Source organism: Gaetbulibacter sp. M235 (genome assembly GCF_043876835.1).
Lineage (GTDB): Bacteria > Bacteroidota > Bacteroidia > Flavobacteriales > Flavobacteriaceae > Yeosuana.
This window is the reverse complement of record NZ_JBAWJZ010000003.1, coordinates 480,882-495,370: the sequence shown is the minus strand read 5'-3', so window position 1 is coordinate 495,370 and position 14,489 is coordinate 480,882. Positions and strand designations below refer to the sequence as shown.

18 protein-coding genes are annotated in these 14,489 nt (G+C 31.1%); 16 read left to right on the top strand and 2 right to left on the bottom strand.

What is annotated here, in order from left to right; translation table 11 throughout:
- Nucleotides 1-223 precede the first annotated feature (223 nt).
- The 5 genes from V8G69_RS07390 to nadD all read left to right on the top strand — a co-directional run bounded on the left by V8G69_RS07390 (nt 224) and on the right by nadD (nt 5,127).
- On the top strand, nt 224-1,765 hold the full coding sequence (locus V8G69_RS07390) for a glutamate racemase (RefSeq protein WP_394881190.1): 1,542 nt from the start codon (nt 224-226) through the stop codon (nt 1,763-1,765).
- A gap of 106 nt (nt 1,766-1,871) precedes the next feature.
- Complete coding sequence (locus V8G69_RS07385) at nt 1,872-2,846, top strand: type I phosphomannose isomerase catalytic subunit (RefSeq protein WP_394881189.1); 975 nt, start codon at nt 1,872-1,874, stop codon at nt 2,844-2,846.
- 264 nt (nt 2,847-3,110) lie between these two features.
- Nucleotides 3,111-3,968, top strand: coding sequence for a YicC/YloC family endoribonuclease (locus V8G69_RS07380; protein WP_394881188.1), 858 nt, complete (start codon nt 3,111-3,113; stop codon nt 3,966-3,968).
- Nucleotides 3,968-4,540, top strand: a complete 573-nt coding sequence (gmk, locus tag V8G69_RS07375) for a guanylate kinase (protein ID WP_394881187.1) — start codon at nt 3,968-3,970, stop codon at nt 4,538-4,540. Before V8G69_RS07380 ends, gmk begins: the two co-directional genes overlap by 1 nt.
- A gap of 8 nt (nt 4,541-4,548) precedes the next feature.
- Nucleotides 4,549-5,127 (top strand): nicotinate (nicotinamide) nucleotide adenylyltransferase, encoded by a 579-nt coding sequence (gene nadD, locus V8G69_RS07370; protein WP_394881186.1) that lies wholly within the window; start codon nt 4,549-4,551, stop codon nt 5,125-5,127.
- A 28-nt stretch (nt 5,128-5,155) separates the two neighbouring features.
- Here the strand turns inward: nadD and ygiD are convergent, their stop codons facing one another.
- Complete coding sequence (gene ygiD / locus V8G69_RS07365; protein ID WP_394881185.1) at nt 5,156-6,037, bottom strand: 4,5-DOPA dioxygenase extradiol; 882 nt, start codon at nt 6,035-6,037, stop codon at nt 5,156-5,158.
- Between the two features lie 93 nt (nt 6,038-6,130).
- Complete coding sequence (locus V8G69_RS07360) at nt 6,131-6,661, bottom strand: YceI family protein (RefSeq protein ID WP_394881184.1); 531 nt, start codon at nt 6,659-6,661, stop codon at nt 6,131-6,133.
- A 269-nt stretch (nt 6,662-6,930) separates the two neighbouring features.
- On the opposite strand from V8G69_RS07360, the gene V8G69_RS07355 reads away from it, so the two are divergent.
- The 11 genes from V8G69_RS07355 to V8G69_RS07305 all read left to right on the top strand — a co-directional run bounded on the left by V8G69_RS07355 (nt 6,931) and on the right by V8G69_RS07305 (nt 14,474).
- Nucleotides 6,931-7,161: a hypothetical protein gene (locus V8G69_RS07355; protein WP_394881183.1), complete on the top strand. Its 231-nt coding sequence runs from the start codon at nt 6,931-6,933 to the stop codon at nt 7,159-7,161.
- Between the two features lie 180 nt (nt 7,162-7,341).
- Nucleotides 7,342-7,809, top strand: coding sequence for a nucleoside deaminase (locus V8G69_RS07350; RefSeq protein ID WP_394881182.1), 468 nt, complete (start codon nt 7,342-7,344; stop codon nt 7,807-7,809).
- Nucleotides 7,810-7,827: 18 nt separating this feature from the next.
- Entirely contained in the window at nt 7,828-8,397 is a 570-nt protein-coding gene (locus V8G69_RS07345) for a Crp/Fnr family transcriptional regulator (RefSeq protein WP_394881181.1), read from the top strand.
- Nucleotides 8,398-8,473: 76 nt separating this feature from the next.
- A complete protein-coding gene (locus V8G69_RS07340; protein WP_394881180.1) occupies nt 8,474-8,872 on the top strand; it encodes a VOC family protein in 399 nt (132 codons plus the stop codon).
- Between the two features lie 11 nt (nt 8,873-8,883).
- The gene (locus V8G69_RS07335; protein WP_394881179.1) at nt 8,884-9,372 is read left to right on the top strand and encodes a cupin domain-containing protein; all 489 of its coding nucleotides are present in this window, start codon (nt 8,884-8,886) and stop codon (nt 9,370-9,372) included.
- Nucleotides 9,373-9,399: 27 nt separating this feature from the next.
- A complete protein-coding gene (locus V8G69_RS07330; protein WP_394881178.1) occupies nt 9,400-9,840 on the top strand; it encodes a hypothetical protein in 441 nt (146 codons plus the stop codon).
- 198 nt (nt 9,841-10,038) lie between these two features.
- Nucleotides 10,039-11,376, top strand: coding sequence for an amidohydrolase family protein (locus V8G69_RS07325; RefSeq protein ID WP_394881177.1), 1,338 nt, complete (start codon nt 10,039-10,041; stop codon nt 11,374-11,376).
- Nucleotides 11,377-11,465: 89 nt separating this feature from the next.
- On the top strand, nt 11,466-12,008 hold the full coding sequence (locus V8G69_RS07320; RefSeq protein WP_394881176.1) for a Crp/Fnr family transcriptional regulator: 543 nt from the start codon (nt 11,466-11,468) through the stop codon (nt 12,006-12,008).
- Nucleotides 12,009-12,075: 67 nt separating this feature from the next.
- On the top strand, nt 12,076-12,648 hold the full coding sequence (locus tag V8G69_RS07315; RefSeq protein ID WP_394881175.1) for a DinB family protein: 573 nt from the start codon (nt 12,076-12,078) through the stop codon (nt 12,646-12,648).
- Nucleotides 12,649-12,779: 131 nt separating this feature from the next.
- Entirely contained in the window at nt 12,780-13,685 is a 906-nt protein-coding gene (locus V8G69_RS07310; RefSeq protein WP_394881174.1) for a hypothetical protein, read from the top strand.
- A gap of 204 nt (nt 13,686-13,889) precedes the next feature.
- Nucleotides 13,890-14,474, top strand: a complete 585-nt coding sequence (locus V8G69_RS07305) for a hypothetical protein (RefSeq protein WP_394881173.1) — start codon at nt 13,890-13,892, stop codon at nt 14,472-14,474.
- The last annotated feature ends 15 nt before the right edge of the window (nt 14,475-14,489 follow it).

Sequence of the window (14,489 nt, the reverse complement as noted above, 5' to 3'; positions counted from 1 at the left end):
ACACAAAAAGATGGGGTTGTTTTTCAAGGGGCCGACAGCAGGGAGTTCTGGCAACGTGCCGAGGACAGGAACAAGGAAACCGCTGAGATTTACCACCAATTGGGATTGGCGCATTACGCCGCTATGGAAGCTTTCGTAAAGTGGGAATATTAGTTAAAACAAATTTATAGCAGCTTTAATTTTTTTCAAAATCATTAAATTAAGCTTTATTAAAAAGCAAGTCATGTTAAAAAACAATTTATTATTTATTGGTTTACTGTTTTCATTGCTGACAAACTGTAAAAAAGAAACTGATAAAAACCTAACAGTCAATGCTAATTTAGAAAAGAAAGATATCATTGAGACTATCATTAAAGATAGCAGTAGTTTTTATTTTATTGACTTTAAAAATTATCCAGTAAATGATAAAACACTACCTGTTGGAGTATTTGATTCAGGAACTGGTGGATTAACAGTTTTAAAAGCCATTGTAAATTTCGATGAAAATGAAAACACTACTAATGCTTCTGGGAGTGATGGCGTTTTAGATTTTGAGAAAGAATCATTTATTTATCTTGGAGACCAAGCCAATATGCCATATGGCAATTACTTTTCTGTTAACAAAGTGGACCTTTTAAAAGAGCATATTATTAAAGATACTCAGTTTTTATTGGGAAATAAATATTATAGTGATGCTGATGACACGATACCAAATTTAGATAAAAAGCCTGTAAAAGTATTAGTAGTTGCGTGCAATACAGCTACAGCTTATGGGAAAGAACACATAGAAGATTTTATTAAAAAGTCTAAATTAAATATTAAAGTCATAGGCGTTATCGATGCAGGTGTTAGAGGTACATTAGAAACTTTAGAGAAAGATGAGAATGTTATTATTGGAGTTTTAGCAACAGAAGGAACAGTTTCATCTAAGGGTTATGAAAATACTCTGTTGAAATATATAAAAGAATTAGGATATAAAGGCAATATTGAAGTGTTTTCACAAGGAGGTATTGGTATAGCAGAAGCTGTTGATGAAGATCCAGATTATTATAATAAAAAATTAAAAACACCTCGCAAAACATATAAAGGACCAGGTTTAGATGGCGACGTTAAGATTGATAAAACACTTTTTGATATTTATAATTTCAACTTTGATAATGGCAAAATGTTATGCGATTCAAAAAGTGTTGATGATTGCTCCATGATACAAATTAATGATGCAGAAAATTATGTTCGTTATCATTTAGTTACTTTAATGGAAAAAATAAGGCTTTCAAAATCAACAAATAAACTAAAGTCTATCATTTTAGGGTGTACTCATTATCCTTATTTATCAGATGAGATACATACTGTTTTAAAAGAACTTTATGATTATAAAACAAAAGATGGGTCGTTTTTATATCGCCCATTTATGAAAAAAGATATTCAATTAATTGATCCTGCTATAAAAACTGCTAAGGAATTATATGATTTTTTAAAAGCAGAATCCTTATTTAATAACCAAGGAAATATTAAAGAAAGTGAATTTTACATAAGTGTTGCAAATAAAACTAACAAAAATAATGTTATTGATGAGCTTGGTCGTTTTACATATGATTATAAATATGGAAGAAACGCTAATGAAATTCAAGAATATGTAAAGAATGTTCCTTTTAGTAGAAAAAATATTTCCAACGATATTTTAACTCGGTTTCAAATGCAAATTCCACATGTATATCAGCTAATGCAAGAGTTTAGCCAAAACAATAAAAAAACTAAGATTATTCCAGAAGAAGATAAAATTTAGTTAAACATTACATGTGTCTTTCAATTTAAGTAGAAAAACACTCCTATATATTTAAAAGGGTTGATTATTTTTACACACTAAAATCGACTTTAAATTTAAAATAAAAATGACTTTAAATTATCCTATAACTTTTGAACCCATATTGAAAGAACGAATTTGGGGAGGAGAAAAACTAACTACAATTTTTAAAAAAGGTTCAAAACAAACAGAGATAGGAGAAAGTTGGGAACTTTCTGATGTTGAAGGAGACGTTTCTGTTGTTGCCAATGGCTTATTAAAGGGCAAAAGCCTTAAAGAACTTATTCAAACGTATAAAGGAGATTTGGTTGGCGAAAAGGTTTATGAAACTTTTGGAGACAGTTTTCCTATTTTGATAAAATATATTGATGCAAAAACTCCACTTTCTATACAAGTACATCCTAATAACGAATTAGCAAAAGAACGCCATAATTCATTTGGTAAAAATGAGATGTGGTATATTATGGAAACTGATGATGATGCCGAATTAATTGTAGGGTTCAATCAAGATGTAAGTCCAGAAGAGTATTTAAAAAAACTTGATGAAGGAAACATTTTAGAGGTTTTAAATGCTGAAAAAATTTCAAAAGGAGATACATTTTATATCCCAACAGGAAGAGTTCATGCCATTGGAGCAGGTGTTTTATTGGCCGAAATTCAGCAAACATCTGATGTTACATATAGAATATACGATTATAATCGCGTAGATGCCAAAGCAGGAAAAGAGAGAGAGTTGCACACAGAATTGGCTCTAGATGCTATAGATTATCAATTACATGATACTTACAAAACAGCATACACTTTAAAAGAAAATGAGTCCAGTAAATTGGTTTACTCGCCATATTTTAAAACCAATATTATTCAACTAAAAGGCAGCATGAGTAAAGATTACTCTAATTTAGATTCTTTCGTTATTTATATGTGTGTTGAAGGGAGTGCTGAAATTATTTGTGGTGGTGAAACCTATTCATTAAATCATGGACAAACCGTGTTACTTCCAGCTACTATTAGTTCAGTTAAACTAATAGCCGAAAGCGCAAAACTGTTAGAAGTATATCTGTAAAATCAATTAACTAATTGACTTATTTTCAAAAACCTAACAAAAGTCATTTTTTATAACATATACTTTTTGTTTTTTTGATTTTGTAATCGGGTAAAACCCAAACTCAGATTATGTGAGAAAAAGGGAATATATAATTGTATTCCCTTTTTTTATTTCAAAAATTCTCATTCACTTTAAGAATTGAGTTAAAGCCCAAAGAAAAAATTAAGTGTTTTTCTATCCTTAAGGTTTTAGTTACCTTTGTACAACTTTATTTATAAGCATATGATATATTCAATGACCGGTTACGGAAAATCTATATTGCAATTACCTACAAAAAAGATAAGTATTGAGTTAAAATCACTAAACAGCAAGAGTTTAGATTTAAACACAAGAATGCCTTCTATTTACAGAGAAAAAGAGCTTGAAATAAGAAAGCTTTTGGCCGATAAATTAGAACGTGGTAAAATAGATTTTTCTATTTTTTTAGAGATGACTGCTGAAGATACTTCAACACAAATTAATGCACCTGTTGTTAAACAGTATATCAATCAATTAAGAAAGGTTGTTGATGGTGATGAAATGGAACTTCTTAAAATGGCTGTTAGATTTCCGGATGCTTTAAATACAGTTCGCGAAGAAATTGATGAAACGGAATGGAAAGCTATTGAAAATGAAATTAATATTGCTATTGAAAGTATAAATAATTACAGGCTAGATGAAGGAAAAGTTCTTGAAATAGAGTTTTTAAAACGAATTTCAATTATAGAAGAGTTGCTTACCAAAGTTATAGCCATGGATCCCGATAGAATATTAGCAGTTCGTGAGCGTTTAACAAAAGGTGTTGAAGAATTAAAAGAAAAATATGACGAAAACCGATTTGAGCAAGAGTTGGTTTACTACATTGAAAAGTTTGATATTACTGAAGAAAAAGTACGTTTAAAAAACCATTTGGAATACTTTACAGAATCCATAAATTCTGCAGACTCTAATGGAAAAAAACTTGGGTTTATAAGTCAGGAAATAGGCAGGGAAATAAACACTATTGGTTCAAAAAGCAACTTCGCGCCTATGCAACAGTTAGTGGTTCAAATGAAGGATGAGCTTGAAAAAATTAAAGAACAATTATTAAATGTTTTATAATGAATAAAGGAAAATTAATTGTGTTTTCGGCACCTTCGGGTTCTGGAAAAACAACCATTGTAAGACATTTATTAGGAATTGAAGATTTGAATTTGGAATTCTCTATTTCGGCTACATCACGAGAAAGGCGCGGAGAAGAAGTTCACGGAAAGGACTACTATTATCTATCTGCCAAAGAGTTTAAGGCAAAAATTAAAAACGATGAATTTCTGGAATGGGAAGAAGTATATCGCGATAATTTTTACGGTACTTTAAAATCGGAAGTTGAAAGAATTTGGGCCAAAGGCAAACATGTTATTTTTGATATTGATGTATCAGGTGGGTTGCGTATAAAGCGAAAATTTCCTGAAGAAACATTGGCTATTTTTGTTAAACCACCAAGTATTGATGAACTTAAAATAAGGCTTAAAAAACGCAAAACGGAAACAGAAGACAAAATAAACATGCGTGTTGCTAAAGCTTCTGCAGAACTTGCTACAGCGCCATTGTTTGATGTGATTATTGAAAATCACCATTTAGACAAAGCCCTTGTTGAAGCCGAAGAATTGGTGAGAAACTTTGTAAATTCTTAACAAAACAGATGAAGGTTGGATTGTTTTTTGGTTCATTTAATCCAATACATATTGGTCATTTAGTTATTGCAAACCATTTGGTTGAGTATAGCGATTTAGACCAGGTTTGGTTTGTGGTAACCCCACACAATCCTTTTAAAAAGAAAAGCACTTTACTAGACAATTACCAGCGTTTGGAAATGGTTTACAGAGCCACAAAAGACTATACCAAAATAAAGCCTTGTGATATTGAGTTTAACTTACCTCAACCCAATTATACCATCAATACATTGGCTCATTTACAAGAAAAGTATCCAAAACATGAGTTTGCTTTAATAATGGGCGAAGACAACTTAAAGAGTTTTCATAAATGGAAAAATTATGAACTTATTCTTGAAAACTATAACATTTATGTTTATCCAAGAGTTCCTGAAAATACAGAGAAAACGGAATTAGATGGGCATAAAAAAATTCATCATATTAATGCTCCTATCATGGAACTTTCTTCAACTTTTATTCGAAATGCCATCAAGGAAGGTAAAAATGTGCAACCAATGCTACCACAACATGTTTGGGAATACCTTGATGAGATGAATTTTTACAAATAGATTTCTTTTCTAGTTTCAAAAAGAAATTTTATCCAAATTTTACTGAGGTCATAGTTAAAGAACCACCAACTGCTTTATCATTAAAAAACTTGATATCGTCTTTTTTATCTTGAAGACCTAAAGTGTATATAAGTGGTAAATAATGTTCTGGTGTTGGTATAGCTAACATCGCTTCTTTCCCCAATAAAGAATAATTTATTAATGAATAATGACTGCCATTTTGAATGAGCGATTTAAACGTATCATTCATTTGGAGAGCCCAATCAAAGCCATAGCCATCGTTATTTAATTTGTTCCAGGCAACCATTCTTAAGTTATGAACCATATTGCCACTACCAATAATAAGTACACCTTTTTCTCTCAATGAATAAAGTTCTTTGGCAATTTCATAATGATATTGAGCTCCTTTTGTATAATCAATACTTAATTGAAGCACTGGAATATTAGCATCTGGATACATATGTCTTACCACAGTCCAGGTGCCGTGATCTAACCCCCAATCGTGATCTAGCTCAACATGTGCTGATTTAATAAGAGCAGCCGTTTCCCTAGCTAAATGAGGTTGCCCAGGTGCTGGATATTGCACATCAAAGAGTGCTTGTGGAAATCCACCAAAATCGTGAATTGTATCAGGAAAATCCATTGAAGTTATTTTAGTCCCTTTTGTAAACCAATGTGCAGAAACCACTAAAACCGCTTTAGGAATTTGAATTTCACTAGCCATTTGTTTCCAACCTAAACTAAACTCATTAGTTTGAATGCCATTCATTGGAGAACCATGTCCTATAAACAAAACAGGAATAAGCGTATTTTGCTTTTCTAAGCTATCTGTAAACTTTCTAAATGACGATAATGTTGTCATGCCTATTATTCCTTTTGCCAATGACTTGATAAACGTTTTCCTTTTCATAGTTAAGAATTAATGGCAGGAAAAAAAATATTTACTGCCATTAATTTAATTTAAACCAATTTAGATGGCATTCATTTGGCTTTTCAAGAAGTATTATGAAGCCTGTTTTACAAACTGAACCTCTGCGCTAATTTTTACTTCGTCTGCTACCAAAACTCCTCCGGTTTCTAAAGCTGAGTTCCAGTTTAATCCCCAGTCTTTACGATTAATTTTACCATTAATTTCGAATGCCAATTTTTCATTTCCCCAAGGATCTGTGTTGATTCCACCAAATTCAACATCCAAAACTATTTCTTTGCTAATACCTTTAATAGTTAGAATTCCTGTTAATTTATATTCGTCATCATCAACTTCTTTCAATGATTTTCCTTCAAATAAAATCGACTCAAAATTTTCAACATCAAAAAAATCTGCACTTTTTAAGTGAGCATCTCTGTCGTTATTGTTTGTAAAAATTGATGACGATTCGATTTTAACGTTAATCGGGGAACTCTTAAAATCCTCTCCTTCAATTGTTGCTTCATAATTTGTAAAATTCCCTTTTACATTTGAAATCATTAGATGTTTTACTTTAAATCCTATTTCACTGTGAGCTGGGTCTATTACCCATTTTGTTGTTTCCATTTTCTTTATATTTTGAATTAATAAATTTCTTATACAAAGGTCGTTACAGTCTCATATTTTACCAATAAACTAGTTTATGAAATAGTATTAATCTAGTTTATTAATTTTAGTTTCAAACGCATTTTTCACCAAATAAATTAAAGTAAAATGCCAATAAAGTACATAATAAGAATGTCTTTTTAAGCAGCTTATAGTCCAATCTTTTTGTTTTAAACGTATATTATTTTAAAGCAATAAAGCTTTTGTAATTAATAAATTAAACTATAATCATGAAGAAATTATTTTTAAGTACTATTTTACTAATAACATTAAGCTTAGCGTTTGTGTCTTGTAGAGACACTAAAAAAACAGATTCAATAGAGACAGAAGTTAATAAAGCAGCTGAAAAAACCGAAGGAGCTTTAGAACAAACGGGAAAGGCCATTGACAATGCTGTTAAAGAAACTAAAGAAGCCGGAGAAGCTACTAAAGATGCTATTGAAAAAATAGGAGATAACTAATCTTCCATAAAATCTCAAAAACTTAATATACAAAAGCTTTATCATGTTTTGATAAGGCTTTTTGTGTTTCATAAAAAGTAATTATTAAGTTTAATAATTAAAATATTTCTTGATTGAAATCAAGTCAATAATTGATAGTTTTATGAATATTTACGAAATTGTTTTTAGTAAATCATATCCATGAAAACAGATGAAGAATTTATAAGATTGGCCATTGAAATGGCAAACCAAGCTAAGCAAAAAGGGAATTTACCGTTTGGTTGTATTTTGGTAAATAAAGATAACGGGGTTATTTTAAAGGCAGGGAACACTATTAATTCAGATAGGGATTGTATTGCCCATGCAGAGATTAATTTAATAAGAGAAGCCAGCAAAAAGTATAGTTATTTATATTTGAATGCATGTTCTATATATACAAGCGATGAACCTTGCCCAATGTGCACCTCTGCCATTTATTGGAGTGGAATTGGAAGATTGGTTTATGGGCTAAGCAAAAAGGAATATTATAAAATTGTGGGAAGAGAAAATCCTAATTGGGTTTTTGAAATTCCAGCAAGAGAACTTTTGCAAAAAGGAGGAAGAAAACTGGAAGTCATTGGGCCACTTTTAGAAGAAGAAGCTTCAATGGTTCATAAAAGCCAAACTTAAAATATTTTTTTAGGAAAAATGGATCAACTTATTTTTAACATTGAAAAAGCTTTTAAACCATCAAAAGAAGAATTAAATGCCATTAAAGGAATTCTAAAAGAGACTTATCTTGATAGAAATGAATTTTTCCTAAAAGCAGGGGATGTTTGTGATACTTTGGCTTTCATTACAAATGGTTCTATGAGATTGTTTTATGATTCACCAGACAAGGAAGTATGCAACGATTTCTTTTTTGAAAACTCTTTAGTTGGTTCAATAGCAAGTTTTATGTCTAACACGCCATCGATAATAAATATTGTTGCCATTGAAAAATGCAGCATATTAACATTACAAAAGGATGATGTATTTAACTTAATAGAAAGTCATGAAACCTTTAAAAAAATGGCCAATATCATCATTCAGGAGCAATTAATCAGATCAGAAAAAAGAGAAGCAGCACTACTTAAAAACAGTCCAGAAGATCGTTTTAAAAATTTAATGGAAGAGCACCCAAAACTTTTCAAAAGAATTCCGTTGCACTATGTTGCCAGCTATTTAGGAATTACACCAGAAACACTTAGCAGATACAGAACTAAATTTTTGCTCTAACACTTTCTTGATTTGAATCAATTTTAAATTCTTACTTCTTTAGTTTCTTTGCCTTAAGAAAACTAAATAAAGTTATATGGTTATTGAACATGTTGCCATTTGGACAAAAAATATTGAAAGGCTAAAAGACTATTATTCTGAATATTTTTCAGGTGAGGCAAATGAAAAGCATTCAAATTCTAAAAATCAATTTGAAAGCTATTTTTTGTCATTTCAATCTGGTTCAAGGCTAGAAATAATGTCTATGATTGGCATTCCTGAAAATTTAAATGACAGGGTTTGTAAGCAACATTTAGGAATTATTCATTTGGCATTTGAAGTAAGCTCAACTAATGAAGTAGATGAAATGGCTGAAAGATTAAGAAGGGATGCACATGAAATTTTAAGTGGACCCAGAATTACCGGCGATGGTTATTATGAGTTTGAAACATTAGATCCTGATAATAACAGAATAGAAGTAACGACAAAAGTTTAAAAACATCAATCATGAAATCACAATCAAAAAACGAACAGTTATTGGTTTTAACCGATGTTATAAAGGTTTTATCCATAAACGAAGAATCAAACAATCATTACGCAATATTTGAAGAGAGCGTGCCTCCTTTAGGGGGTCCGCCTCCACATACGCATCCGGACGAAGAAGTTTTTTACATTCTTGATGGAGATTTTGAATTTGTTTTAAACGATCTGGAAAATCCATTTAAAGCACTTCCCGGAAGTGTTGTTCATGTTCCGTCAAATGCGGTTCATACATTTAAGAATGTAGGAACATCTTCTGGAAAGATGCTTGTAATTATTACTCCGGGCAAATTATTGGACTATTTTAGGGTTATTGGAAAAGAACTAAATAGCACTATTGATTTGCCAAACATGAATGAAGTTCCAGATTTTTCAAAATTAGATTTGGCTAAGGTATTTAAGCATGCACAAGAACATAATATCAATTTTATATTGCCAGATGTAATTAAAAATTAATTATTTTAGGTTAAATCTTTTATTATAATGATTGTCATTAATGTAATAAGAAATAGCAGTGGAGATATTTATGGCAAATTGAGCTATGAACCACAAAAAAACTACTTATTAATGAAGTGGACAGGTCCTTGTACAGAAAGTGAAGTAAAGGCGGCATCAATGAAAATGTACGATTGGCAGAAACGAGAAGGAATAAAAGCCAAATGTAAGTTTCATGTTCATGATACAAAGGAAATCGAAGGCGCATGGGCTGGGTTAGTTGATTGGATTAGTAATTATTTTTTTCCTTTAAATTATGAGTATGGTCTTAGGTATAATATAAGCATCATTTCGCCCGATCTTTTTTCGAAAATGTCGTCTATAGAACTTCAAAAGAAAAGCAATAATAAAGTAGCTACCATACTTTGTGAAACCATTTCGCAGGCAGAATCTTGGTTAACAAAAAAGTATGCAGAGCTATCACAATAGAAAAAATTCCAATTTCTGTTTTTTGATTATTAAGGGCATAATTCAATTTTAAAATTGATTAGCCTGCTAATCTATTTTTTTTTGCTTGCCACAAATTTCATTTTAGAAATCTTAAAAAATAGATTTAAAACGACTCTTGATTTAAATCAAATGTATAACTCGACTTATAATGGAAATTTGCTTCATTAAATTAACATTATGGATAGAAGAAAAATTTTAATCAAAGGAGGAACTGTCATTTCCATTAATAACAATCAGTTAGTTAATGATCAATTAGATGTTTTAATTGAAGATGATAAGATTTCTGAAATAAACAAAAGTATAATTACGGGCGATGATTTTACGGTATTAGATGCAAACAGGATGATAGTTTTGCCTGGTTTTGTTGATACACATAGACATCTTTGGGAATCACCTTTTAAAGGAATGGCATCAAATTGGACTTTAATGGAATACCTGCAAATTATGTTGGGTAAAATTGCTCCAACCATGTCTGCAGACGATGTATATGCAGCCAATTTATTAGGCGCTATTGAAGCTATAAATTCGGGAATAACAACCATTTTTGATTGGTCTCATATTATGAATACTCCTGAACATAGTAGCGCTGCTATAAAAGGTTTAAAGGATTCTGGAATAAGAGGAAAGTTTGGTTTTGGTACACCTGGAACATCAGTATGGGAATGGTTTTATGAGAGTAAATTAAAACATCCGTTAGATGCAAAAGAAATTAGAACGAAACATTTCAACTCAGAAGATGATTTAATTACTATGGCGCTTGCAATTCGTGGTCCAGAATATTCAGATTTAGAAGTCGCTAAGCATGATATTCTATTGGGAAGAGAACTAGATTTACAAATATCTATGCACATTGGCGGTGGAACCTTTGGGCCAAAATATAATGGCATTCAAAAATTAAATAACGAAAAACTGTTGGATAGCGACCTTAATTTTGCTCATGCCAATACAATTAATGAAAACGATTTTAAGCTTTTGGCAGACCATGGCTGTAGTATATCGGTTACTCCAGAAGTTGAATTGCAAATGGGGTTAGGACTTCCAATAACTGGTAAAGCTTTAAAATTTGGGATACCAACTGGATTAGGAATTGATGTAATTAGTGCATCATCTGGAAGTATGTTTGATCAGATGAAAATTGCTCTTCAAGCAGAAAGAGCCATCCAAAATGAAAAAAGTTACCAGAATTTACAGATGCTGGATAAACTTACAATTTCAGACATAGATGTACTTAAATTGGCTACAATTGGAGGAGCCAAAGTTTTGGGACTAGATCATAAAATAGGTTCTTTAGAAGTAGGAAAACAAGCTGATATTATATTAATCAATATTAATGATATTGGTTTGTCGCCAACATTAAATCTAGTGTCATCGGTTGTGTTATACGCAAAAGATCAGGATGTAGATACCGTTATGATTGCTGGTAAAATAGTTAAAAGAAATGGTAAGTTATTAAATTTTAATATTAAAGAACTACTTAAAAAGGCAAGTCAAATAGCAAATAAATCTTTGGAATAAACAACTCTGTCTTTTTCAATTTATGATCGTATTGAGGCTTAAATTTGAAAGTTTATTTTTTTAAATTTATTCAATCAAACATTAAGAACATGAAGCAAAGAATAACACTAATGGAAGCACTTAGGTCTGAAGATATCCTAAATGCCAAAAAAAGTGAGTTATCTAGAAATGAATATTTATTGACTCCAGGTGTCGTTGAAAACTACATTTATTATATCGAAGAAGGCGCTTTGCGCCTTTTTTATGTTTCAAAATACGAAGAGCACAATATTAGGTTTGGTTATTCGGGAAACATCATAACATCGTTAGGATCGTTTTTTACTGGTAAACCTTCTGAATATTATATTCAGGCAATAAGAAAAACGGTGGTTTATAAAGTTCCTAAATCTAACTTTTTGGAGTTTGTTCAAAGTGATATTCATCTTCTAAAAGAATACAATTCACTTTTGGAAGCCTTAGCGTTGCAACAATTGGATAGAGAAATTGATATATTAACAGATTCACCAATGGAGCGATTTAAAAGAGTATTACAGAGAAGTCCGCAACTTTTTCAAGAAATTCCCTTAAAATATATAGCTTCTTATATGCGGATGACACCAGAAACACTTAGTAGGTTAAGAAATCAGGGTTAGAATTAAATCTTGATTTGAATCAATGGATTTTGATGACAGATTGTGAATTTTTGTATAAAAAAATAAGATGAGGAAAATATCTGTATTAGAGATGTTTGAAGAACTTAATGAGCTTACCCAAAAAGCAATCTATTTTGGGGAAGCTCTTAAGAATTTAAACCATGCACAATTAAATTATAAACCAGAACCAGAGGTTTGGAGTGTATATGAATGTTTAGAACATCTTAATTTGTATGGGGATCATTATTTAAAAGAAATTGAAAACACTCTTAAAACCAACAAAATAGAAAAGCCTGCCGATTATTTTAAAGGCGGATTTTTAGGAAATTATTTTGTGAAAATCATTAGGCCTGCAAATGGACATATAAAGAAAATGAAAACGGCCAAGGATATGAATCCAATTTCAGGTAATCTTAATGAATTAACGCTTTCAAGGTTTATATCTCAACAAAAAAAGCTGTTAACGTTATTAAACAACAGCAAAGATTATAACCTGCAAAAAATTAAAATTTCCACAACACTTTCCCAGTTTATTAATCTCAGTTTAGGTGATACGCTTCGATTTGTAGTGTATCATAACGAACGCCACTTAGTGCAGGCTAGTGAGATACTTCATAAAGCCAATATTACTGTTGCATAATTTTTTAAAAACTATTGTAGCATTTTTAAACAGTATTCGTCTTTTGGAGAAATTGCAGGTTAATCTTACAACAAATATTATTAAAATGATTACTGCAAGCATATAAATCATGAATGATTAGAATTAAAAAAATGAAAAGTAAAATTTATTTATTTTTGGCTCAGTCCTTAGTATTAAGTTTTTTTGGATGCAGTGATGATAAAGATGCAGTTTCTTTACCTATTGTACAAACACTCAATATAACAGATATTACATCTTCATCGGCTTCTTCAGGAGGGATAATAACCAATGATGGTAGAGCTTTAGTTATTGAAAAAGGGATTTGTTATGGTTTGGAATCCAACCCAACTATTGAGAATTCAACAAAAACATCAGACGGAAAAGATTTAGGTGAGTTTGCTAGTGCTCTTTCTAATTTAACCCCAAATACAGAATATTTTGTTCGTGCCTATGCAACTAACGGTTTAGGAACATCATACGGCAACGAGATTAGTTTTATTACCACAACTAATAGCATTGTTTATAAAACAGATGGGAGAATAGTTAAATATGGAGATCCACTTCCTATCGCATTAGATATAACTGAAGATGGACTAGTTGATTTTACAATATTTGTAGAATTGCATGCAAATTATCTTGGTGATCATTTAAATGTAGGAATGAATCCAATTGGGTTTGGGAGAAATTTAATTAAATCTGGTCCTCAAATTAATGAAAATTTCAAAAACATGGGCTTTCTTGTTGCAGAAACTTTGCATGAAGAAATAGATAGTAATTTGCTTGAAAACCAGTATTGGACAGAGGAATTTGCCGCTTTAGTGATAAGGCATACCAAAACAAATGGTGAAATCTATTATGAAGGAAACTGGGCAGATTCAAGTCAAATAGTAGCGATTCAAACTAATATAAATGGTGCTTTCCATTTTGGTTGGATTCGAGTTGAATTTGATAAAACCACCGAGCTTGTTACCCTAATTGATTATGCATATAATTCAATTGCAAATCAATCAATAAAGGTTGGTGAAACATCAAACTAATTAGTGAATAAAATATAATTGCCCTTCTTTTTAATAGAAACATAATTTAATTCTTTAGATTTTTTAAGTGCTGTTTGACTATTTCAATCGAAAGGTCATCTCTTGATTCAAATCAATTGACGTAAGATTTGTCTTGCTTTTCTTTGCGCTATTGTTTCCAAAGGGGATACAAATAATTTACAGTTTAATTAATAATAAATATTCATGAGAAAATTTAAAAACGCAATGTTTTCTTTCATTGCTTTTGGGTTAATGAGTGCTTATTCATGTCAAAATGATAATGATCCTAACAGCAATGTTCCACCAGCTAGTGAGGTGCCTACCGAACTTCAAGGAGCTTGGTTAGAGGAATGGAGTTTAAGCATGCAACACGAGTTTGATCCTTTATTGTATAATCCTGCTAACAACAAATGGTTTGGAGGAGAATACGATCCGTGGTCTATGGATCCTGTTCCTGGGTTTGGAATACAACTTAATCAAGATGGAACTTTTATTTGGGCAATTGTTGTTGCAACCAGTTCTGGTGGAGGCTGTCAGTCTTATACAGCTCAATATATAAAGGGAACTGTTCTTTTAGAAGACAATCAAATAACTTTTTATCCACAAGTTAGACGAATGAAATACCATAGCGTTTGCAATCCTGGTAATGATTTTGACAGAAACGAAGCGACAGATAGTTTTACTCTTAAGTATGATCTGTCAACAGTCATTTCTGTAAATGAATATGAAGTATTAACATTTACAACTCCAGAAAGTTCTGTAATTAAATATTTAAAATTAAAATCATAAACAACAAAAAAAGAA